Annotated in this window: 18 protein-coding genes and 1 tRNA gene; 12 read left to right on the top strand and 7 right to left on the bottom strand. The window is 55.5% G+C overall.

Going from position 1 to position 21,256, the window contains the following annotated elements; translation table 11 throughout:
* The first annotated feature begins 201 nt into the window (after positions 1–201).
* The gene (locus ACLGE8_RS05240; protein ID WP_410996976.1) at positions 202–1,821 is read left to right on the top strand and encodes an ABC-F family ATP-binding cassette domain-containing protein; all 1,620 of its coding nucleotides are present in this window, start codon (positions 202–204) and stop codon (positions 1,819–1,821) included.
* A gap of 54 nt (positions 1,822–1,875) precedes the next feature.
* Here ACLGE8_RS05240 and cspA read toward each other — a convergent pair whose 3' ends face one another.
* Positions 1,876–2,088: an RNA chaperone/antiterminator CspA gene (gene cspA / locus ACLGE8_RS05235; RefSeq protein ID WP_035893107.1), complete on the bottom strand. Its 213-nt coding sequence runs from the start codon at positions 2,086–2,088 to the stop codon at positions 1,876–1,878.
* Between the two features lie 340 nt (positions 2,089–2,428).
* Entirely contained in the window at positions 2,429–3,802 is a 1,374-nt protein-coding gene (locus ACLGE8_RS05230; protein ID WP_410996974.1) for an MFS transporter, read from the bottom strand.
* A 419-nt stretch (positions 3,803–4,221) separates the two neighbouring features.
* Between ACLGE8_RS05230 and ACLGE8_RS05225 the strand changes: the two genes are divergently transcribed.
* A complete protein-coding gene (locus ACLGE8_RS05225) occupies positions 4,222–4,932 on the top strand; it encodes a DUF3053 domain-containing protein (RefSeq protein ID WP_185667433.1) in 711 nt (236 codons plus the stop codon).
* A gap of 38 nt (positions 4,933–4,970) precedes the next feature.
* Here ACLGE8_RS05225 and ghrB read toward each other — a convergent pair whose 3' ends face one another.
* Both ghrB and ACLGE8_RS05215 read right to left on the bottom strand, forming a co-directional pair.
* Positions 4,971–5,945, bottom strand: a complete 975-nt coding sequence (gene ghrB, locus ACLGE8_RS05220; RefSeq protein ID WP_410996972.1) for a glyoxylate/hydroxypyruvate reductase GhrB — start codon at positions 5,943–5,945, stop codon at positions 4,971–4,973.
* A 137-nt stretch (positions 5,946–6,082) separates the two neighbouring features.
* Complete coding sequence (locus tag ACLGE8_RS05215) at positions 6,083–6,742, bottom strand: OmpA family lipoprotein (protein WP_035893103.1); 660 nt, start codon at positions 6,740–6,742, stop codon at positions 6,083–6,085.
* Between the two features lie 166 nt (positions 6,743–6,908).
* On the opposite strand from ACLGE8_RS05215, the gene ACLGE8_RS05210 reads away from it, so the two are divergent.
* Positions 6,909–9,242 carry a molybdopterin guanine dinucleotide-containing S/N-oxide reductase gene (locus ACLGE8_RS05210; RefSeq protein ID WP_410996970.1) on the top strand — a complete coding sequence of 778 codons (2,334 nt, stop codon included), beginning with the start codon at positions 6,909–6,911 and terminating at the stop codon, positions 9,240–9,242.
* On the opposite strand, the gene ACLGE8_RS05205 is transcribed toward ACLGE8_RS05210, so the two are convergent.
* The 3 genes from ACLGE8_RS05205 to ACLGE8_RS05195 are packed head-to-tail and all read right to left on the bottom strand — an operon-like array spanning position 9,205 to position 10,446.
* Positions 9,205–9,651, bottom strand: a complete 447-nt coding sequence (locus tag ACLGE8_RS05205; protein WP_410996968.1) for an N-acetyltransferase — start codon at positions 9,649–9,651, stop codon at positions 9,205–9,207. The two genes, ACLGE8_RS05210 and ACLGE8_RS05205, sit on opposite strands and share 38 nt — an antisense overlap.
* Positions 9,629–10,210, bottom strand: a complete 582-nt coding sequence (gene tag / locus ACLGE8_RS05200) for a DNA-3-methyladenine glycosylase I (RefSeq protein ID WP_410996966.1) — start codon at positions 10,208–10,210, stop codon at positions 9,629–9,631. The genes ACLGE8_RS05205 and tag overlap by 23 nt, the downstream gene beginning before the upstream one ends.
* A complete protein-coding gene (locus ACLGE8_RS05195) occupies positions 10,189–10,446 on the bottom strand; it encodes a hypothetical protein (RefSeq protein WP_333495628.1) in 258 nt (85 codons plus the stop codon). Before ACLGE8_RS05195 ends, tag begins: the two co-directional genes overlap by 22 nt.
* Between ACLGE8_RS05195 and ACLGE8_RS05190 the strand changes: the two genes are divergently transcribed.
* From ACLGE8_RS05190 to dppF, 9 genes are all read left to right on the top strand, one after another.
* Entirely contained in the window at positions 10,368–11,075 is a 708-nt protein-coding gene (locus ACLGE8_RS05190) for an autotransporter outer membrane beta-barrel domain-containing protein (RefSeq protein WP_410996964.1), read from the top strand. The two genes, ACLGE8_RS05195 and ACLGE8_RS05190, sit on opposite strands and share 79 nt — an antisense overlap.
* A gap of 171 nt (positions 11,076–11,246) precedes the next feature.
* Complete coding sequence (locus ACLGE8_RS05185; protein WP_410996962.1) at positions 11,247–12,449, top strand: MFS transporter; 1,203 nt, start codon at positions 11,247–11,249, stop codon at positions 12,447–12,449.
* A gap of 212 nt (positions 12,450–12,661) precedes the next feature.
* Positions 12,662–14,353 (top strand): kdo(2)-lipid A phosphoethanolamine 7''-transferase, encoded by a 1,692-nt coding sequence (gene eptB / locus ACLGE8_RS05180; protein WP_410996960.1) that lies wholly within the window; start codon positions 12,662–12,664, stop codon positions 14,351–14,353.
* Positions 14,354–14,433: 80 nt separating this feature from the next.
* Positions 14,434–14,510, top strand: a tRNA-Pro gene (locus tag ACLGE8_RS05175).
* Between the two features lie 731 nt (positions 14,511–15,241).
* Complete coding sequence (gene dppA / locus ACLGE8_RS05170; protein WP_410996958.1) at positions 15,242–16,849, top strand: dipeptide ABC transporter periplasmic-binding protein DppA; 1,608 nt, start codon at positions 15,242–15,244, stop codon at positions 16,847–16,849.
* 160 nt (positions 16,850–17,009) lie between these two features.
* Complete coding sequence (dppB, locus tag ACLGE8_RS05165) at positions 17,010–18,029, top strand: dipeptide ABC transporter permease DppB (protein WP_368299656.1); 1,020 nt, start codon at positions 17,010–17,012, stop codon at positions 18,027–18,029.
* Positions 18,030–18,038: 9 nt separating this feature from the next.
* The gene (dppC, locus tag ACLGE8_RS05160) at positions 18,039–18,932 is read left to right on the top strand and encodes a dipeptide ABC transporter permease DppC (protein ID WP_185667423.1); all 894 of its coding nucleotides are present in this window, start codon (positions 18,039–18,041) and stop codon (positions 18,930–18,932) included.
* Positions 18,933–18,942: 10 nt separating this feature from the next.
* A complete protein-coding gene (gene dppD, locus ACLGE8_RS05155; RefSeq protein WP_185667422.1) occupies positions 18,943–19,926 on the top strand; it encodes a dipeptide ABC transporter ATP-binding protein in 984 nt (327 codons plus the stop codon).
* Positions 19,923–20,933: a dipeptide ABC transporter ATP-binding subunit DppF gene (dppF, locus tag ACLGE8_RS05150; protein ID WP_410996955.1), complete on the top strand. Its 1,011-nt coding sequence runs from the start codon at positions 19,923–19,925 to the stop codon at positions 20,931–20,933. The genes dppD and dppF overlap by 4 nt, the downstream gene beginning before the upstream one ends.
* Positions 20,934–21,256: the final 323 nt, after the last annotated feature.

Genomic DNA, 21,256 nt, shown 5'->3' with positions numbered 1-21,256 from the left:
CGGAAGGCCTTTTTTATGGATATGAAGATTGTGCAAAAAAGAACCTTGAAATGGCAGGCGCAATGCGTTTATTCTTTGCCGCGACGAACCCCTCGTCTCACTGAGGCACACTGAAAATGGACAAACACACCTGCTGAATTCGAATCCTTGCTGGGCGCTTGCCGCAAGCAGGGGAACTATTGATTTCATTCAGGAGTGCTTATGGCCCATTGTGCGCAATCCCCTTCTTTTATTTTACATCAGGTTACCTGCCAGTTTGCGACGGGTGATACCCTTTTTGGCCCGCTGAATTTATCGCTGGAACGTTCGCGCTGTGGTCTGGTTGGGCGCAACGGTGTGGGTAAATCCCGACTGCTACGACTGTTGGCTGGCGTCGATGACCCCGCAGACGGGCATATCGAACGTTTTGTATCCTGCGCTTATGTCGCTCAGCAGCATGCGGCCTCAGCGGAGACCACGCTGGCGGAACTGTTGGGTCATGAGGCAATTTTCGCCGCCTTGCAGCGTCTTGAACGAGGCCAGCCCCATGATGACGACATCGAGAAGCTGGACGGTTTCTGGAATCTACCGGACCGGCTCCATGTCGCTTTTCAGGGCGCAGGGTTGGATGAATTTAGCCCGCTAAGGCTGGCTGGCTCCTTAAGCGGTGGCGAACGGGTCAAAGCGCTACTTTGCGCTGCGTTCACCTCCGGTGCCAATTTTCTATTGCTTGATGAACCCACCAACCATCTGGATAGGCCAGGACGCGAGTGGTTCTATCAACAACTCAATGCCTGGCAGGGCGGGGCGCTGATCGCGAGCCACGATCGGGAGCTGCTGGCGCGGATGCCGCGCATTCTTGAGCTGACCCCTGCGGCGCTGCGCAGCTATGGTGGCAACTACGAGCACTATCAACAGCAGCGTGATGCGGAGCAGCAGGCAGCGCGAGCCGCGCTCGATCATGCTGCCACTGAACGCCGCCGCACGCGTGCCAGGCAGCACAAAGAGCATGATGACTGCCAGAGGCGTTCAGCTAAAACGCTCCGCACCGTCGATTCTCTCAATATCGCATCGTTTGAACGAGTGAAGTACAAAGGAGCCGCAAAAGAGCGGCCAGGTACACTGCTGCGCCAGCATCGTGAGCAGCAGGGTGCATTGGACAGTGCGGTGAAGCAGGCGCGGGAGCGGGTGGAAGAGGATACGCCGGTAATGTTTACTCTGCCCGGTAGTGTGGTGCCCTGCGGTAAGCAGGTGCTGGTGCTGGAGGCGCTACAGCTGGCACATCAGACACATCCAGCGCTCGACTGGCGTATGGATGGCCCGATGCGGGTAGCACTACGTGGCCCCAATGGCTGCGGAAAAACCACGCTGCTTAAAACGCTAATGGGTCTTGAAACACCGCTTGCCGGGCGTTGCCAGCTGTCGGTTGCTGCCGCCTGGCTGGATCAGCATCTTAGCCAGTTCGACTTATCGTTATCGGTAATGGACCATCTTCGCGCGGGTGACACACCGCTCGAAGAAGGGGGGCTGCGTACCCGGCTGGCGCAGCTACAGCTTGGGGCGGATAAAGTGAATCTGCCGTTATCGGCGCTCAGCGGTGGTGAACGGTTAAAGGCGGCGCTGGCCTGCGTACTGTGGCGGCGAGAATCAACACAGCTCTTACTGCTGGATGAACCGACCAATCATCTCGATCTGGCATCGGTACAGGCGATTGAGGCGGCACTGGCTGATTTTCCAGGGGCGATGCTGGTGGTGTCTCACGACGAGGCGTTCTTACAGGGGCTGAAACTGACCCATGCGCTGGAGTGGTGCGAGTCAGGCTGGCATTTTACCGCGCTATAGATAAAAAAAATCCCCGCCATAAGGCAGGGATTTTCAATTCTTAGCGGCGTTAACTTACAGGGAAGTTACGTTGCCAGCTGCTGGGCCTTTAGCGCCGTTCTCGATGGTGAAGGAAACTTTCTGACCTTCGTCCAGAGATTTGTAGCCATCGTTCTGGATAGCAGAGAAGTGTACGAACACGTCTTTAGAACCATCGTCAGGAGTGATGAAGCCGAAACCTTTATCAGCGTTGAACCATTTTACGATACCAGTCATTTTACCGGACATAGAAATTACCTTTAAAAATTAATTGAGCCTTACGGCGATATGGCATGCTTTACAGAATTTAAAGCGTAAAGGAAATGTCACTACGAGGGGTACCAATGGATAACCTTGAAGGGAACTGCTTTACTCAACTGCTTTGTGGTCTGTATGTCAAACCGTGGATGTATTAACGCATACTTCTTATCGCAAAAGCAAACGTTATCTACGGAAAAATTGCAAAGCCCCTGGGGTTTTAGCATTGGCATTGATTATTAATTAATTGATAAATAATGACTATTTATACTTGTGAGTGGTTTGTAAAAAACGTTATTTGACCCCGGCAGCGCACTGCCGGGGTCAAATATCAGACCTTTTGTGCCGATTCAGGCAGCGTTGCCGCTGCGTTGTCGCTTTGATTCTGCTGATTTTTACCGGCCGCGTACTTCACCATTAGCGCGATGGCCGACAGTACTGCGGGGATAGCCAGCAGGGCAAAAATTGTCTTAAACGACAGCTCTGCCTGCATCAGGAAGGCGCCGCTGAAGGCACCGAGGATCCCGCCGAAGCGCCCCAGGCCCAGCATCCAGGCCACGCCAGTTGCACGCCCTTGGGTTGGATAAAAGCCGGCGGCCAGCGCTGGCATCGAGGATTGTGCGCCGTTCATAATCGTCCCCGCGATAAATACCATCACGCCCATCAGCACCAGGTTGCTGGTAGAGAAGCCCACCAGGCAGACAAAGATGCCGGTTAGCAGGTAGCCCACCGCTACCACTTTATTCGGGTTGATTTTGTCCATCAGCGCGCCCAGCACCAGCACGCCAATTCCCCCTCCGAGCGGGAACAACGCGGTGATGACGGAAGCCTGGCTCAACGTTGCGCCGGTCTCACGGATCAGCAGCGGTAGCCAGCTGGTCAGCAGGTAGAAGATCAGCAGGCCCATAAAGTAGGTCAGGCACAGCATGATGGTTCCGACCAGGTAGCGCGGGGAGAAAATGACCCCCAGCGCCGACTGCTCTTTGACCTGGCCTGCTTCCTGCAGAACAAAGCGAGTGTTCTCTGGCAGCGCGGCAATGCGGCGCAGAATATTGCCAATCTGTTGCTGAGAGCGGTTTTTGACCGCCAGATAACGGGCCGACTCCGGCAGCAGGAAAATTAACGCGACCGCCAGCGCCAGCGGCATTACGCCGCCCAGCACCAGTACGCTCTGCCAGCCGTAATGCGGGATCATCCATGCGGAGATAAAGCCGCCCATTGATGAACCAATCGGGAAGCCGACGAACATCAGGTTAACCAGCAGCGCGCGGCGGCGCTCTGGCGCGTATTCGCTCATTAACGTTGCGGCGTTTGGCATGGCGGCACCAAGCCCCAGGCCGGTTAAGAAACGCAGAACCGTCAGCTGCGTTAGCGAGGTGGCGAAGGCGGTAATCAGGCTGAAGCCGCCAAAGACCAGAATCGACAGCACCAGTACCTTCTTACGACCAATGCGGTCGGCCATTGGCCCTGCGGTCAGTGCGCCAACGGCAAGGCCTACCAGCGCGGCGCTCATCACCGGGCCGAGGTCAGATTTTTGCACGCCCCATTCCTGAACCAGGTCGGAGGCAATAAAGCCGATAATGGCGGTATCGAAGCCGTCCATCGCCACGGTCACAAAGCACAGCACCAGAATCATCCACTGGTACTTTGAGAAGGGGTGGCGGTTGATAAAAGCCTGAATATCCGTTGTTGTCTGTGTTGTCATGCGGTAATTCCTGCTAATCGGTGCGAAGAAGTGGTTTTTTCAACGCTTATCTTCTTCGTTGGTATTGAGGTATTTGGGCGATTATCGAACGTTTTGTCGTTAATCGTTCGTTAAATAAAATCACTTATGCCGCAGGACAACAATCCGCTGTGGTCAGGAAGTGTGCGATTATCGCGCTATCCGTGATGAATTGGCTTGTTATTAGATGAAAAATAGCGATATATCAGTGTGTTATTTCTGTTTTTGTACCGGGTTTTCGCGATGATAAATGTGATGGATGCAACAGCTTGTTAACATTTTGCGGTAACCGCCGGAGAACGTATGAAAAAGGTATCTTGCGGCGCGGCTCTGGACTATCCTTGTCACCGTTAGGCACGCGTGTGCCGGTTTGCGCTTTTTTTGGCTGAAGGAGTATGAAAATGGCGACAGGAAAGTCCTGCTCTCGCTGGTTTGCGCCTGTTGCGGCGTTATTAATGGTGGTTAGCCTGAGTGGGTGTTTTGACAAGGAAGGCGATCAGCGTAAAGCATTCGTCGATTTCCTGCAGAATACCGTTATGCGCGGCGGTGAACGCCTGCCGACGCTGACCGCTGACCAGAAAAAACAGTTCGGACCTTTTGTTTCCGACTACGCCGTTATTTATGGCTACTCACAGCAGGTAAGCCAGGCGATGGATGCAGGTTTACGTCCGGTGGTTGATAGCGTTAACGCGATTCGCGTGCCGCAGGATTACATGACCCAGCGCGAGCCGCTGCGTCAGGCTAATGGTTCACTGGGCGTTCTGAGCCAGCAGCTGCAGAATGCGAAAATGCAGGCTGATGCCGCGCACGCTGCGCTGAAGCAGGCAGATGACCTGAAGCCGGTGTTTGATCAGGTGTACAGCAAAGTGGTGACCGGCCCGTCCGATGCGCTGCAGCCGTTGATCCCAGCCGCGCAGGTGTTCACACAGCAGCTGGTGCAGGTGGGTGATTTTGTTGCGCAGCAGGGTACTCAGGTGAGCTTCGTGGCGAACGGTATCCAGTTCCCAACTTCGCAGCAGGCAAGTCAGTACAACTCGCTGATTGGCCCACTGGCGGCACAGCACCAGGCGTTTAGCCAGGCGTGGACCGCAGCAGTTAACGCCACCAGATAAGCATTATGGCTGCCCGGCGCGATGCCGGGCAGCGTCGTTTATCCCGCAACCTGCGGGTTCACGCAGTTCTTCTCCACGTTCCCTTGCAGCGCATCAATCAGGTTATCCACCGCACAGGCCGCCATGTTGTAGCGGGTTTCATGCGTCGCGGAACCAATATGCGGCAACGCCACCACGTTAGGTAACTTCAGCAGCGGGGAGTCCACCGGCAGCGGCTCTTGCTCAAATACGTCCAGCCCGGCGGCGTGGATCTCACCGTTTTGCAGCGCGGTTATCAGCGCTTGCTCGTCTACTACCGGGCCACGGCCGGCGTTAATAAAGATGGCGGAAGATTTCATACGGGCAAACTGCTCGGCGCCGAACAGGTGGTGTGTCTCTTCGCTCAGCGGCAGGATCAGGCAGACAAAATCGGCTTCTTCCAGCAGCGTATTTAAATCACAGTAGCGGGCATTAAAGCGCTCTTCCGCCTGCGGATGATGGCGTCGGGCGTTGTAGATAATCGGCATGTTGAAGCCGAAATGCGCGCGCTGGGCGAGGGCCATACCAATACGCCCCATCCCGACAATCCCCAACGTCTTGTGGTGTACGTCGATGCCGAACCAGTCCGGGCCGATGCCCTGTTTCCACTCGCCTGCTTTGACACGTTCGGCCACTTCTACCACGCGACGAGCGGAGCTTAATACCAGCGCCATCAGCGTATCGGCTACGGTTTCGGTTAGCACCGTCGGCGTGTGCATCAGCAGAATGCGACGAGCGTTTAGCGCATCGACATCGAAATTATCATAGCCCACGGAGATGGTGGAGGTGGCACGCAGCTTCGGCATCTTCTCTAACAAAGCGGTATCAACGGTTTCACTGGAGCCCAGCAGCCCTTCAGCATTGGCGAACGCCTCAGCATGCTGTTGCACAGTCTCCGGGTACAGGTTGGGTACGCGGGTGACGGCGAAATGATCGTTCAGGCGTTGTAACAAATCATCGGGCAGGGCTTTGTAGAGAATAACGGACGGCTTCATGGGGATCTCCATGGATTGAAGAAGGAAGAGTTGATCGTTAGCAGGCTTAACAATCCCACAGCGAGGTGAAAAGTGCCAGCCCAGAAAATAGGGAGGGATGAAAGCCGGGCAGAGCGCAGGCCCTACCCGGCAGGGGATTACTGCGGGCTTAAGGTGATTTCTACGCGACGGTTCTGCGCTTTGCCTTCAGCAGTGCTGTTGCTGGCGATAGGATTTGCCGGGCCCATACCGGAAGTACGGATACGAGCAGCGGCCACGCCCTGGGTGATAAGCGAGCTGGCTACGGAGTCAGCGCGTTGCTGCGACAGCGTCATGTTCAACTGCTGGCTGCCGGTGCTGTCGGTATAGCCGACCACGTTCACCGCGGTTTTCTCATACTCTTTCAGCACCATTGCCACGCCGGTCAGGGTGTTAGCCCCTGCGGGTTTCAGGGTGGAAGAGGAGCTATCGAAGGTGACGTTGTTTGGCATGTTCAGCACGATATTGTTGCCGTTACGCGTGACGCTCACGCCGGTCCCCTGCATTTTCTGACGCAGTTTGGCTTCTTGAGCATCCATATAATAGCCCACGCCGCCGCCAACGGCTGCACCAGCCGCCGCGCCAATCAGCGCGCCTTTGCCGCGATCGTGTTTAGACGAGGCCAGCGCGCCGATACCCGCGCCCACGAGTGTCCCGAGGCCTGCGCCAATGCCGGTTTTACTGGCTTCCTGTTCGCCGGTATACGGGTTAGTGGTACAGCCGGAAACGGCCAGTGCGCCGCTAACCAGGGCCGCAATCATGAGCATGCGTTTTTTCATCTTATTTCCTTAATCCTTTTTATTCTTTGCCACGGCAGGTGTGGCGGTTGATTATGACGTGCAAAACCGGGGAAAATTCCCGGAAGATTTTGTCTTTTTGTAAAAAACATTGAGCGATGAACAAAACGTCGCCGAACTACCTGCATCAGCTATCCGGGAGCTTGCTTTGCCACATTCACCGACCACGAAAACTATCCTTACTGCCGCCCACTGGGGCCCCATGTGGGTTGAGACCGACGGCGATCGCGTGCTCTCTTCACGCGGTGTGCTGAAAACGTCGTTCACCAATTCGCTGCAAAGCGTGGTCCGCGATCAGGTGCACAGCAAAACGCGCGTACGCTACCCGATGGTGCGTAAGGGCTTTCTGGCATCGCCGAGCCAGCCTCAAGGCGTTCGCGGCCAGGATGAGTTTGTGCGGGTGAGTTGGGACGAGGCGTTGACGCTGATTGACCAGCAGCACCGTCGTATTCGTGAAAGCTACGGGCCGTCGTCCATTTTTGCGGGATCTTACGGCTGGCGTTCAAATGGTGTGTTACACAAAGCGGCGACGCTGCTTCAGCGTTATATGAGCCTGGCGGGCGGTTATACGGGGCATCTGGGCGATTACTCTACCGGCGCGGCGCAGGCGATCATGCCGCACGTGGTGGGCGGCAACGAGGTCTATCAGCAGCAGACCAGCTGGCCAATGGTGCTGGAGCACACCGATGTGGTGGTGCTGTGGAGCGCCAACCCGATGAATACGCTGAAGATTGCCTGGAACGCTTCTGACGAACAGGGGCTGCCCTATTTTGAACAACTGCGAAAGAGCGGTAAACGCCTGATCTGTATCGATCCGATGCGATCGGAAACCGTTGCCTTTTTTGGTGAGTCGATGGAGTGGATTGCGCCGCATATGGGCACGGACGTGGCGCTGATGCTGGGTATCGCCCATACGCTTTTAGTCAATAGCTGGCACGATACCGACTTTTTATCACGCTGCACCACCGGTTTCCCGACGTTTGCTGATTACCTGCTGGGTAAAAACGACGATGAGGCGAAGTCCGCTGAATGGGCGGCTGCAATCTGTGGCGTTAGTGCAGATAAAATTCGCGAACTAGCGGATATCTTTCACAAAAACACCACCATGCTGATGTCTGGCTGGGGAATGCAGCGCCAGCAGTTTGGCGAACAAAAGCACTGGATGCTGGTGACGCTTGCCGCCATGCTGGGGCAGATTGGCACGCCGGGTGGCGGCTTTGGCCTCTCTTATCATTTTGCGAACGGCGGTAACCCGACGCGTCGCGCGGCGGTGCTGGCATCAATGCAGGGTACGGTGAAAGATGGCGTTGATGCCGTTGATAAAATCCCGGTAGCGCGAATCGTCGAGGCGCTGGAAAACCCTGGCGCGCCGTACCAGCATAACGGATTGGATCGCCACTTCCCGGATATCCGCTTCGTCTGGTGGGCGGGGGGTGCCAACTTTACCCATCATCAGGATACCAACCGGCTGATTCGCGCCTGGCAAAAACCGGAACTGGTCGTCATCTCCGAATGCAACTGGACGGCAGCGGCACGCCATGCCGATATCGTGCTGCCAGCCACTACCTCGTTTGAACGTAACGACCTCACCATGACCGGCGATTACAGTAATCAGCACCTGGTGCCAATGAAGCGAGTGGTGATGCCGCGTGATGAAGCGCGCGATGATTTTGAGGTGTTTGCCGACCTCAGCGAGCGCTGGGAAACCGGCGGACATGCACGCTTTACCGAAGGGAAAAACGACCTTCAATGGTTGGAAACCTTCTATCACATTGCCGGGCAGCGCGGAGCCAGCCAGCAGGTGACGCTACCTCCGTTTGCTGAATTCTGGCAAGCCAACGAATTGATTGAGATGCCGGAGAGCGAGCAGAACGCCGCCTTTGTGCGCTTCGGCGCGTTTCGCGCTGACCCGCAGGCAAATCCGCTGAAAACGCCAAGCGGTAAAATTGAAATCTACTCCGAGCGTATTGCCAGCTTCCAGTATCCCGACTGCCCGCCGCACCCGATGTGGTTGGAGCCAGACGAGTGGCACGGCAATGCGCAGCCGGGCCAGCTTCAGCTTTTGTCCGCCCATCCGGCGCATCGCCTGCACAGCCAACTCAACCATACGACGCTGCGTGAACGCTATGCGGTTGCCGGGCGTGAGCCACTAACGCTGCACCCGCAGGATGCGCAGGCACGGCAGATTAACGATGGCGATCTGGTACGCGTCTGGAACCATCGCGGGCAGGTGCTGGCGGGTGCGGTGGTGAGTGAGGACATCAAGCCCGGCGTAATCTGCCTGCATGAAGGGGCATGGCCGGATTTAGACCTTCAGGCGGACGGTATCTGTAAAAACGGTGCGGTGAATGTTCTCACCAAAGATATCCCCAGCTCTCGGCTGGGGAACGGGTGCGCGGGGAATACGGCGCTGGCCTGGATTGAAAAATATGCGGGGCCAGCGCTTACGTTAACGGCGTTTGATCCGCCTGCCAATGCATAATCCAGGTCGGATGCCGGGTTTCATCTTGCCACGCGCTGTCCTGAATACGGAAACCCTGCGCGTGGTAGAAATTCACCGCCCGGCTGTTCTTCTGATACACCTCCAGGCTGAGCTCGGAGAAGCGCTGCTTCACGACGCTCAGCAGCGCGCTACCAATGCCGTGGTGGAGTAGGTTCGGCGCGACAAACAGCGCGCCAACGAACCTTGCTTCAATCACGCTGACAAACCCCTGTAGCCGCTGCTCCTCCTCAAAGACCCAGGTTTCTGCCGCCGGGAGATAGGTGTCGCGCACGATGGGCAGGCTCTCCTGCCAGTACTGGGGGGCGATAAACGGGTGAGCGTAGGTAGTGCTTTCCAGCCAGAGCCCCAACAGCGGTTCAAACTGGCTAGTGTTCCATTTTCTTATCATGCTGAGCTCCAGGATGGCAGAAGCAGTGGGTGACGTGGTCGTTGACCAGCCCACAGGCTTGCATGAAGGAATAACAAATCGTGGTGCCAACAAACTTAAAGCCGCGTTTTTTCAGTGCCTTAGATAGCGCATCAGAGGCGGGCGTTGAGGTGGCAATGCCGCTCAGTTCGGCAGCCTGGGTGACGATTGGAGTGTTATCAACAAACGACCAGACAAAATCGTTAAACGATTCGCCGTTGGCTTCCATCGCCAGGAAGGCGCGAGCGTTGCCGATAATGGCCTGAATTTTTCCCCGATGGCGAATGATGCCGGCATCCAGCACCAGCCGCTCCACGTCGGCTTCGGTCATTGCGGCGACCTTGACCGGGTTGAAATGGTGAAACGCATGGCGATAGTTTTCGCGTTTTTTCAGTACGGTAATCCAGGAAAGCCCGGCCTGCTGTCCTTCCAGACAGATCATCTCAAACAGCTCCTGGTTATCCCTTTGGGGCACGCCCCATTCAGTGTCGTGATACGCGATGTACAGCGGATCCTGACTTACCCAACCGCAGCGTTGCATTTGATTCTCCCTGTTTTTGTTGATGGATCACGCCTGATAATAAAACCCTGCACTTCTCTTGACGCTGATAAGAAAATAGCAATAGTTAGTACAGGGGAGTTCCCCTCTAAAAACATAACAATAATTGCCGAATCTGGCTCTTTAGTGGAGTCAATTAATGAATAATAAGAAATGCAATGGCCTTTGGCGATGTGCTGTTCCGGCATCGGGCTTTGTGTGGATGTTACTTTCGCCACATGCAAATGCCTGGCAACAGGAATATATCGTGTCTGATGGGCAAAGTAATACTGCCGAGCGCTATACATGGGATAGCGATCACCAACCGCGCTATGACGATATCCTTGCCGAACGCATTGAGGCACTGCAGATGGGGGCCGGGGTCAATATGAATTTGCCGGATAACACCCCGCTGGATGCGACTAAAACCATGAGCATCGGCTTAAATATTCCGCTGACGGAAAATATGACGATGGGCCCCGTCGCCGCCTGGCACTACGACGGTTCGCCGGGCTTCATGTGGAATGAATTCGGCGATACGGTGAACAGCGTTTCGCAGTCCGATGCGTTGTGGCATGCCAGCGTCAGTACGCTGGGCTGGCGCGTTGATTCGCATCCGTGGTTAGGGATCCGCCCGTGGGCGCAGGTGAGCTACAACCAGCAGTTTGGCGAAAACCAATGGAAAGCGCAGTCCGGGCTTAACCGTACGCCAACCTCAACGCAGGATGGCAACTGGGTTGATGTGACTCTGGGGGCAGATATGTTATTAAATTCACATCTGGCCGCCTATGCCGCGCTCTCGCAGGCCGATAACATGTCTGCTGGCACCAACTACTCCTACATGATGGGCGTGAGCGCGCGCTTCTGATCTACGATGTTTCTTTGAAAAATTCAGCGGCAGGTTATTTTTCGCAATGCCATTCATTCCGCCGCTGATGCATTTCATTCCGTCCTGAATGCACTTCATGCCTTTTAAAACCCGCAAAAATGCTAACTTCGTTATCGTTGGCAGCAGTTAATTTAAGAAGGCATCATCATCATGAACGCTGCAACCAAAAATCATACCCGCTGGCTGACATTATTCGGCACCATCATTACCCAATTCGCATTAGGTTCCGTTTATACCTGGAGCCTGTTTAACAGCGCGTTGTCCACTAAGCTGGATGCATCCGTTAGCCAGGTGGCGTTCTCCTTCGGTTTATTAAGTTTAGGTCTGGCGCTCTCTTCTTCCGTAGCCGGTAAATTACAGGAACGCTTTGGCGTAAAACGCGTCACGATGGCTTCCGGTATTCTGCTGGGTATCGGTTTCTTCATGACGGCTCATGCGAACAATCTGATGATGCTGTGGCTGAGCGCGGGGGTTATTGTGGGTCTGGCGGACGGTGCGGGCTACTTGCTGACGCTCTCCAACTGCGTGAAATGGTTCCCGGAGCGTAAAGGTCTGATCTCCGCCTTTGCGATCGGTTCTTATGGTTTAGGTAGCCTCGGTTTTAAATTCATCGATAGCCAGCTGCTGGCAACGGTCGGCCTGGAAAAAACCTTCATGATCTGGGGCGCTATCGTACTGGTGATGATTGTCTTCGGTTCCATGCTGATGACCGATGCACCAAACCAGAAAGTCACCACCACCAACGGCGTTGTCGCGAACGATTTCACCCTGGCAGAGTCTATGCGTAAACCGCAGTACTGGATGCTGGCCGTGATGTTCCTGACTGCCTGCATGAGTGGCCTGTACGTAATCGGCGTAGCGAAAGACATCGCGCAGGGCATGGTACATCTGGATCTGGCAACCGCAGCGAACGCCGTGACCGTTATCTCCATTGCTAACCTGGGCGGCCGTCTGGTGCTGGGTATTCTGTCTGATAAAATTGCGCGCATCCGTGTTATCACCATCGGTCAGGTTATCTCGCTGGTGGGTATGGCGGCGCTGCTGTTTGCTCCGCTGAATGAAGTGACCTTCTTTGCGGCGATTGCCTGTGTGGCCTTTAACTTCGGCGGCACCATCACCGTCTTCCCATCGCTGGTCAGCGAATTCTTTGGCCTGAACAACCTGGCGAAAAACTACGGTGTGATTTATCTGGGCTTCGGTATTGGCAGCATCTGTGGTTCCCTGATTGCGTCGATGTTCGGCGGGTTCTACATCACCTTCTGCGTCATCTTCGCCCTGCTGATTCTCTCTCTGGCACTGTCTACGACAATTCGTCAGCCAAAAACAGAAGCTCTGCAGGAAGCTCACGCTTAATTATTACCTCTCATCTTTAGTTGATTCTGACCAAATATTGTAAATGTTTGGTCAGATCACACTCTCTCCGAATACTTTTCTCCTTTCTTGTTGTCTACTTATCGCGCTTGCATGTGATGCCTGTAATGGCATAACGCATATATTAATTGGTCCGCTAATAATGTGATTTGGCACCAGTTTTTCTTTTTCCCTTTTTCCCAGGGTTTTGTTGAATGCGATATATAAAAGCGATGTCCCAGCAGACGTTGAGTCTTCTGCTGGCGGTCTACATCGGCTGGTTTATGAACTTCTCCGTATTGTTCCGTCGATTTGAGGGGTATTTGCAGGACTTCAGTTTCGAGAAAGGTCTGTTCATCGTTATTGAGCTTGTTGCTACGCTGCTGGTGACTTTCTTCTTATTCCGCGTGCTCTCTATTGGGGGCCGTCGGTTGTGGAAGGTGCTGGCAACGCTGGTGGTGCTGATTTCTGCCGGCGCCAGCTATTACATGACCAACCTGAACGTCGTGATTGGCTATGGCATTGTGGCTTCGGTCATGACCACTGACGTCGATCTTTCGAAGGAGGTCGTAGGCTGGCACTTTATCAGCTGGCTGGTGCTGACCAGTATCCTGCCGCTGGCCTGTATCTGGATTAATCAGGCGCGCGATACGCTGCTTTATCAGCTGCGCACGCCAGGGCAGCGCATTCGCGGCATTGCAATTGTGCTGCTGTCGGCGCTGCTGGTCTGGGGGCCGATTCGTCTGATGGAGGTTCATCTGAAGGAGGGCGAACGGCAAGCACAGGTGGATTTGCCGAGCTATGGCGGCGTTCTGGCCAACTCCTATCTGCCGAGCAACTGGGTGGCGGCGTTGGGCCTTTATGGCTGGACGCAGGTTGACGAGTCAACCGACACCCGGGAGTTGTTCGACCCGGCGAAGAACTTCACCTATGTCCCGCCAAAGGATATCGATGACACCTATATGGTGTTTATCATCGGTGAAACCACCCGCTGGGATCATATGGGCCTGTTTGGCTACGCGCGCAATACCACGCCGGGGCTGGCAAAGGAGAAAAACCTGGTCGCGTTCCGCGGCTACTCCTGTGATACCGCCACCAAGCTTTCGCTGCGCTGTATGTTTGTCCGCCAGGGCGGCGCGAGCGATAATCCGCAGCGTACGCTGAAAGAGCAGAACGTCTTTGCGGTGCTGCATCAACTGGGCTTCACCGGTGACCTGCTGGCGATGCAGAGTGAGCTGTGGTTCTACAGCAACACGATGGCGAACAATATTGCTTATCGTGAGCAGATTGGCGCGGAGCCGCGTAACCGTGGTAAGAGTGTGGACGACATGCTACTGGCCGATGAGCTACAAAACGTGCTCGCCCGTCAGAGTGAGAAGGGCAAACACCTCATTATTATCCACACTAAAGGCTCGCACTTTAACTACACCCAGCGTTACCCGCGCAACTTTGCGCAGTGGAAACCGGAGTGCGTGAACGTGGACGACAAGTGCAGCAAGGCGGAGCTAATCAACTCTTACGATAACTCCATAACCTATGTCGATCACTTCCTGGTGAACGTTTTCGATCAACTGCGCGATAAGAAGGCGATTGTCTTCTTTGCCGCGGATCACGGCGAGTCGATTAATGAGCACGAACGCCTGCACGGCACGCCGCGTAAGATGGCGCCGCCAGAGCAGTTCCGCGTGCCGATGATGGTCTGGATGTCGGATAAATATCTGCAGAACCCGGACCACGCGAAGTCGTTCGCCTACCTGCAACAGCAGGCGGCGATGAAGCAGCCGAAGCGCCACGTGGAGCTGTACGACACGATTATGGGTTGCCTGGGTTATACCTCGCCAGACGGCGGTATTAATGAGTTCAACAACTGGTGCCACGTGCCTGAAAGTAAGAAAACGGCGCAGTGATGCGTTCTTCACCGAACAAAAGGCATGGATTTAATAAGGGATTGACGGCCCAAAAACGCAGCAGTAAGATCTGCTGCGTACGGTGATTGGCGCAGCCTGGTAGCGCACTTCGTTCGGGACGAAGGGGTCGGAGGTTCGAATCCTCTATCACCGACCAGTTTGGAAAGCCTGCTCAACGAGCAGGCTTTTTGCGTTTATAGCATCTGGTAACCGGACCAGGCGTTTACGTCGGCGAAACCCCGGCGGCGCTTCGCTTGGCCGGGCTACGTGTTCTGCGATTGTAGGCCGGAAAAGGCGTTTACGTCGCCATCCGGCAATGCGTGATTCCTGAAGCCTCCTTCCGGCAACACAAACGCTTCCCCTGCCTGTTCACAATTTTGTGACATATTCCATTGTATTTTCGTATGCATAGGCGAATCTTTTTTTTCGCTGCTTATGACTAAGCTCAGCATTTTCCCCTGTGCGTTTTAACGTTCGCGGCATTAATCGCTCAGATTATCATCATATCGAAATAAATTTTTCACATAACGGCTAAATGTTAATCGCTGAATGTTGCAAATTATTAAGTGGATTACTCTGCCTTCTTGCCCATAGCATAAATTTCTCTGCTGAAAATAGTGCTTCGGGGTTTTTTTAATCTTTGCCCATCCATTCTCACCTTCAATACAAATCCCGGTTAACTGTATTGACGTTTTCACATTCTATTGACAGATTGTAGGGCATGAGGGGCATTTCATGGAGAATCCGCACTGCAACTCAGATGTTCCAGTGAAAGGAATCCCTCGCCTCTAAATGCATCGACCCAGCCGGTTCAAAAATAAATAAGGTCAGGCGGTGTAACCCAATGCAAAGGGTAAAAACAACACATAATCACATTGGAGCAGAATAATGAGTATTTCCTTGAAGAAGTCAGGGATGCTGAAGCTGGGTCTCAGCCTGGTCGCTATGACCGTTGCAGCCAGCGTACAGGCAAAAACCCTGGTTTATTGTTCAGAAGGCTCGCCGGAAGGCTTTAACCCACAGCTCTTTACGTCTGGTACCACCTATGATGCCAGCTCCGTACCTATCTATAACCGTCTGGTTGAATTCAAAACCGGTACCACGGAAGTGATTCCAGGTCTGGCTGAGAAGTGGGACATCAGCCCGGACGGCAAAACCTACACTTTCCACCTGCGTCAGGGCGTGAAGTGGCAGGACAATAAAGATTTCAAACCAACGCGTGACATGAACGCCGACGACATCGTCTTCTCCTTCGACCGTCAGAAAAACGCACAGAACCCGTACCACAAAGTCTCTGGCGGCAGCTATGAATACTTTGAAGGCATGGGCCTGCAGGACCTGATTAGCGAAGTGAAAAAAGTCGACGATCATACCGTTCAGTTCGTGCTGACTCGCCCGGAAGCGCCGTTCCTGGCCGACCTGGCGATGGACTTCGCGTCTATTCTGTCAAAAGAATATGCTGACAACATGCTGAAAGCCGGCACGCCGGAGAAAGTTGACCTGAACCCAATCGGTACCGGTCCATTCCAGCTGGTTCAGTACCAGAAAGACTCCCGTATTCTGTACAAAGCCTTCCCGGGCTACTGGGGCACCAAGCCGCAGATTGACCGCCTGGTCTTCTCCATCACGCCTGACGCTTCCGTGCGTTACGCTAAGCTGCAGAAGAATGAGTGCCAGGTCATGCCGTACCCGAACCCGGCTGACATCGCGCGCATGAAAGAAGACAAGAGCATCAACCTGATGGAGCAGGCTGGCCTGAACGTCGGCTACCTCTCCTTCAACACCGAGAAAAAACCGTTTGATGACGTGAAAGTGCGTCAGGCGCTGACCTACGCGGTGAACAAAGAAGCGATCATCAAAGCCGTTTATCAGGGCGCTGGCGTTGCGGCTAAGAACCTGATCCCGCCAACCATGTGGGGCTATAACGACGACGTCAAAGACTACAGCTACGATCCGGAAAAAGCTAAGGCGCTGCTGAAAGAAGCGGGCCAGGATAAAGGCTTCACCGTTGAGCTGTGGGCGATGCCGGTACAGCGCCCGTACAACCCGAACGCTCGCCGTATGGCCGAGATGATTCAGGCTGACTGGGCGAAGATCGGCGTACAGGCCAAAATCGTGACCTACGAGTGGGGTGAGTACCTCAAGCGTGCGAAAGCCGGTGAGCACCAGGCGGTCATGATGGGCTGGACCGGCGACAACGGGGATCCGGATAACTTCTTCGCGACGCTGTTCAGCTGCGCGGCGGCGAAAGACGGTTCCAACTACTCTCGCTGGTGCTACAAGCCGTTTGAAGATCTGATTCAACCGGCACGTGCTACCGACGACCACAACAAACGCGTTGAGCTGTACAAACAGGCTCAGGTGGTAATGCACGATCAGGCTCCAGCGCTGATCATCGCTCACTCCACCGTATACGAGCCGGTGCGTAAAGAAGTCAAAGGCTATGTGGTTGACCCGTTAGGTAAACACCACTTCGACAACGTATCTATCGAATAATAAAGACGATGCCTTAACCGGCAGCGCAACGCTTCCTGCCCCCCTTGGGGTGGGAAGCTGCGCCGTATCTGCGCCTCTTGCGTTTAATAAAGGCGGCAGATTTGTGAGCAATACAGACGACCTGTGACCAGGCGGGACGTCATTAGAGAGAATCAGGGTTATGTTGCAGTTCATCCTCAAACGATTGGGTCTGGTGATCCCGACGTTTATCGGTATCACCCTCCTCACGTTTGCCTTCGTGCATATGATCCCCGGCGATCCGGTGATGATTATGGCGGGCGAGCGTGGTATTTCCCCTGAGCGCCATGCCCAGCTTCTGGCCGAACTCGGCCTGGATAAGCCAATGTGGCAACAGTACCTCCACTATATCTGGGGCGTACTGCACGGTGACTTAGGCATTTCATTGAAAAGCCGACTCCCGGTGTGGGACGAGTTCGTGCCGCGTTTTAAAGCGACGCTGGAGCTCGGTATCTGCGCCATGATTTTCGCCATCGCCGTGGGAATCCCGGTAGGCGTACTGGCCGCTGTTAAGCGCGGTTCCATCTTCGATCATACCGCCGTTGGCCTGGCGCTGACCGGCTACTCCATGCCGATTTTCTGGTGGGGCATGATGCTGATTATGCTGGTGTCGGTGCACTGGAACCTGACGCCGGTCTCCGGACGCGTCAGTGACATGGTGTTCCTTGACGATTCCAACCCGCTGACCGGCTTTATGTTGATTGATACTGCCATCTGGGGCGATCCGGGCAACTTTATCGATGCGCTGGCGCATATGGTTCTGCCCGCTATCGTGCTCGGCACTATTCCGCTGGCGGTTATCGTGCGTATGACCCGCTCCTCTATGCTGGAAGTACTGGGTGAAGATTATATCCGTACCGCGCGCGCCAAGGGCTTAACCCGTATGCGCGTCATCATCGTTCACGCTCTGCGTAACGCCATGCTGCCGGTGGTGACCGTTATCGGCCTGCAGGTCGGTACGCTGCTGGCAGGTGCGATTCTGACGGAAACCATCTTCTCCTGGCCGGGCCTGGGACGCTGGCTGATTGACGCGCTGCAACGCCGTGACTATCCGGTAGTGCAGGGTGGGGTGCTGCTGGTGGCGACGATGATTATCCTCGTCAACCTGCTGGTAGACCTGCTGTACGGCGTGGTGAACCCGCGCATTCGTCATAAGAAGTAAGGGGCCATCATGTCACAAGTTACTGAGAATAAAGCACCGGTGCCGATGACCCCGTTCCAGGAATTCTGGCACTACTTTAAGCGCAATAAAGGCGCGGTTGTCGGCCTGGTTTACGTGGTTATCGTGCTGTTTATTGCTATCTTCGCCAACTGGATTGCGCCGTATAACCCGGCCGATCAGTTCCGCGATACGCTGCTCGCGCCACCGGCGTGGCAGGAAGGTGGCACCTGGGCGCATCTGTTTGGTACCGATGATGTGGGTCGCGATGTGCTGTCCCGTCTGATGTACGGTGCGCGCCTGTCGCTGCTGGTCGGCTGTCTGGTCGTAGTGCTGTCGCTGGTGATGGGCATTGTGCTGGGGCTGGTTGCCGGTTACTTCGGCGGCCTGGTCGATAACATCATCATGCGCGTCGTCGACATCATGCTGGCGTTGCCAAGCCTGCTGCTGGCGCTGGTACTGGTGGCTATCTTCGGCCCGTCGATTGGTAACGCCGCGCTGGCGCTGACCTTCGTCGCCCTGCCGCACTATGTCCGTTTAACCCGTGCCGCCGTACTGGTGGAGGTGAACCGCGACTACGTGACCGCTTCCCGCGTGGCGGGTGCCGGGGCGATGCGTCAGATGTTCGTCAACATTTTCCCAAACTGCCTTGCGCCGCTGATTGTTCAGGCATCGCTCGGTTTCTCTAACGCCATTCTCGATATGGCTGCCCTCGGCTTCCTGGGGATGGGCGCACAGCCGCCTACGCCGGAGTGGGGCACCATGCTCTCTGACGTGCTGCAGTTCGCCCAAAGCGCCTGGTGGGTGGTGACCTTCCCAGGGCTGGCGATCCTGCTGACGGTACTGGCGTTTAACCTGATGGGTGACGGTCTGCGTGACGCGCTCGATCCCAAACTGAAGCAGTAAGGGGACCGAGATGGCGTTATTAAATGTAGATAAATTATCGGTGCACTTCGGCGACGAAGGCACACCGTTCAAAGCCGTAGACCGCGTGAGCTACAGCGTAAATCAGGGCGAGGTTGTCGGCATTGTCGGCGAATCCGGTTCGGGCAAATCCGTAAGCTCGCTGGCGATTATGGGGCTGATTGATTATCCCGGCCGCGTGATGGCCGAAAGCCTGCTGTTTAACGGTCAGGATCTGAAGCGCATTTCCGAGAAAGAGCGTCGCAATCTGGTAGGCGCCGAAGTGGCGATGATCTTCCAGGACCCGATGACCAGCCTCAACCCGTGCTATACCGTCGGCTTCCAGATTATGGAAGCGATTAAGGTGCACCAGGGCGGCAACAAGAGCACGCGTCGTCAGCGGGCCATCGACCTGTTAAATCAGGTGGGTATCCCTGACCCGGCCTCGCGTCTGGACGTGTATCCGCACCAGCTTTCCGGTGGGATGAGCCAGCGCGTGATGATTGCCATGGCGATTGCCTGTCGTCCGAAGCTGCTGATTGCCGATGAACCAACTACCGCGCTGGATGTGACCATTCAGGCGCAGATCATCGAACTGCTGCTGGAGCTTCAGCAGAAAGAGAACATGGCGCTGATCCTGATCACTCACGATCTGGCGCTGGTGGCCGAAGCCGCGCACAAAATCATCGTGATGTACGCCGGTCAGGTGGTTGAGACGGGCGCTGCGGGCGATATCTTCCGCGCCCCGCGTCATCCTTATACTCAAGCGCTGCTGCGCGCGCTGCCGGAGTTTGCTCAGGATAAAGCGCGCCTGGCATCGCTGCCGGGCGTGGTCCCGGGCAAATACGACCGCCCGAACGGCTGCCTGCTGAACCCGCGTTGCCCGTATGCGACGGATAAATGCCGCAGCGTAGAGCCTGAGCTGAATACCGTTGACGGTGCTCGCCAGTCGAAATGTCACTACCCACTCGATGATGCCGGGAGGCCCACACTATGAGTACGCACGAGGCCACCTCGCAGCAGCCGCTGCTGCAGGCAATTGACCTGAAAAAACACTACCCGGTGAAGAAGGGGATGTTTGCCCCGGAACGCCTGGTGAAAGCGCTGGACGGCGTGTCATTTACCCTCGAGCGCGGCAAAACGCTGGCGGTGGTCGGGGAATCCGGTTGCGGTAAATCGACGCTGGGTCGTCTGCTGACGATGATCGAAACGCCGAGCGGTGGCGAGCTTTATTATCAGGGGCAGGATCTGCTTAAGCACGACCCGCACGCGCAGAAACTGCGTCGGCAGAAGATCCAGATTGTGTTCCAGAACCCGTACGGCTCGCTGAACCCACGTAAAAAAGTGGGACAGATTCTGGAAGAGCCGCTGCTGATTAACACTTCGCTCAGCAAAGAGCAGCGCCGTGAAAAGGCGCTGGCGATGATGGCGAAAGTGGGCCTGAAAACCGAGCACTATGACCGCTATCCGCATATGTTCTCCGGCGGCCAGCGTCAGCGTATTGCTATCGCCCGTGGTCTGATGCTTGATCCGGACGTAGTGATTGCCGACGAACCGGTCTCTGCGCTCGACGTTTCCGTGCGCGCGCAGGTGCTGAACCTGATGATGGATTTGCAGCAGGAGCTGGGGCTCTCTTACGTTTTTATCTCCCACGACCTGTCAGTCGTAGAGCACATTGCTGATGAAGTGATGGTGATGTACCTGGGCCGCTGCGTAGAGAAGGGGACAAAGGACCAGATCTTCAACAACCCGCGTCACCCGTACACTCAAGCGCTGCTCTCCGCGACGCCGCGACTGAATCCAGACGATCGCCGCGAGCGCATCAAGCTGACCGGCGAGCTGCCAAGCCCGCTGAATCCACCGCCGGGCTGCGCCTTCAACGCCCGCTGCCGCCGCCGCTTTGGCCAGTGCACCCAGCTGCAACCACAGCTGAAAGAGTATGGCGGTCAGTTGGTCGCGTGCTTCGCGGTTGACCAGGATGAGAATCCAGAGAAAACCGTGTAATCGGATCCTCATCAGCTATAACAGAGCCGCAGAGATAAAACCCTGCGGCTTTTTTGTATTTGTAGCCTGGGCAAGGCGTTTACGCTGCCCCCGGGACTGCTCGGAGCTTATCTCGGCATCAATTCCCGGCGTCGCTGCGCTCGGCCGGGCTACGCGCAGGTCGGGCGCTATTCTGAAAATGGGGTTGTTACGGCGAGTTGAGGGGCTGATTGCAGTAGTATCGTCGCCAAGCCGGGTTTCCGGTGAGGCGCAATGTTGCGGGGGCTTGATCCCCGGTGGCACGAGTTGCTGGAAAGAGAAAACCCCCGCACGTTGTTTGGTAT

Origin of the sequence: Kluyvera sp. 142486 (genome assembly GCF_046569695.1) — a bacterium.
Lineage (GTDB): Bacteria > Pseudomonadota > Gammaproteobacteria > Enterobacterales > Enterobacteriaceae > Kluyvera.
The sequence above is the reverse complement of the archived record's forward strand: the minus strand, read 5'-3'. Positions and strand labels throughout refer to the sequence as shown.

What these genes read in the sequence shown, in the direction of transcription:
- ACLGE8_RS05240 (WP_410996976.1), top strand. Translation starts at nt 202, where the DNA reads ATGGCCCATTGTGCGCAATCCCCTTCTTTTATTTTACATCAGGTTACC.
- cspA (WP_035893107.1), bottom strand. Translation starts at nt 2,088, where the DNA reads ATGTCCGGTAAAATGACTGGTATCGTAAAATGGTTCAACGCTGATAAA.
- ACLGE8_RS05230 (WP_410996974.1), bottom strand. Translation starts at nt 3,802, where the DNA reads ATGACAACACAGACAACAACGGATATTCAGGCTTTTATCAACCGCCAC.
- ACLGE8_RS05225 (WP_185667433.1), top strand. Translation starts at nt 4,222, where the DNA reads ATGGCGACAGGAAAGTCCTGCTCTCGCTGGTTTGCGCCTGTTGCGGCG.
- ghrB (WP_410996972.1), bottom strand. Translation starts at nt 5,945, where the DNA reads ATGAAGCCGTCCGTTATTCTCTACAAAGCCCTGCCCGATGATTTGTTA.
- ACLGE8_RS05215 (WP_035893103.1), bottom strand. Translation starts at nt 6,742, where the DNA reads ATGAAAAAACGCATGCTCATGATTGCGGCCCTGGTTAGCGGCGCACTG.
- ACLGE8_RS05205 (WP_410996968.1), bottom strand. Translation starts at nt 9,651, where the DNA reads ATGATAAGAAAATGGAACACTAGCCAGTTTGAACCGCTGTTGGGGCTC.
- tag (WP_410996966.1), bottom strand. Translation starts at nt 10,210, where the DNA reads ATGCAACGCTGCGGTTGGGTAAGTCAGGATCCGCTGTACATCGCGTAT.
- ACLGE8_RS05190 (WP_410996964.1), top strand. Translation starts at nt 10,368, where the DNA reads ATGAATAATAAGAAATGCAATGGCCTTTGGCGATGTGCTGTTCCGGCA.
- ACLGE8_RS05185 (WP_410996962.1), top strand. Translation starts at nt 11,247, where the DNA reads ATGAACGCTGCAACCAAAAATCATACCCGCTGGCTGACATTATTCGGC.
- eptB (WP_410996960.1), top strand. Translation starts at nt 12,662, where the DNA reads ATGCGATATATAAAAGCGATGTCCCAGCAGACGTTGAGTCTTCTGCTG.
- dppA (WP_410996958.1), top strand. Translation starts at nt 15,242, where the DNA reads ATGAGTATTTCCTTGAAGAAGTCAGGGATGCTGAAGCTGGGTCTCAGC.
- dppB (WP_368299656.1), top strand. Translation starts at nt 17,010, where the DNA reads ATGTTGCAGTTCATCCTCAAACGATTGGGTCTGGTGATCCCGACGTTT.
- dppC (WP_185667423.1), top strand. Translation starts at nt 18,039, where the DNA reads ATGTCACAAGTTACTGAGAATAAAGCACCGGTGCCGATGACCCCGTTC.
- dppD (WP_185667422.1), top strand. Translation starts at nt 18,943, where the DNA reads ATGGCGTTATTAAATGTAGATAAATTATCGGTGCACTTCGGCGACGAA.
- dppF (WP_410996955.1), top strand. Translation starts at nt 19,923, where the DNA reads ATGAGTACGCACGAGGCCACCTCGCAGCAGCCGCTGCTGCAGGCAATT.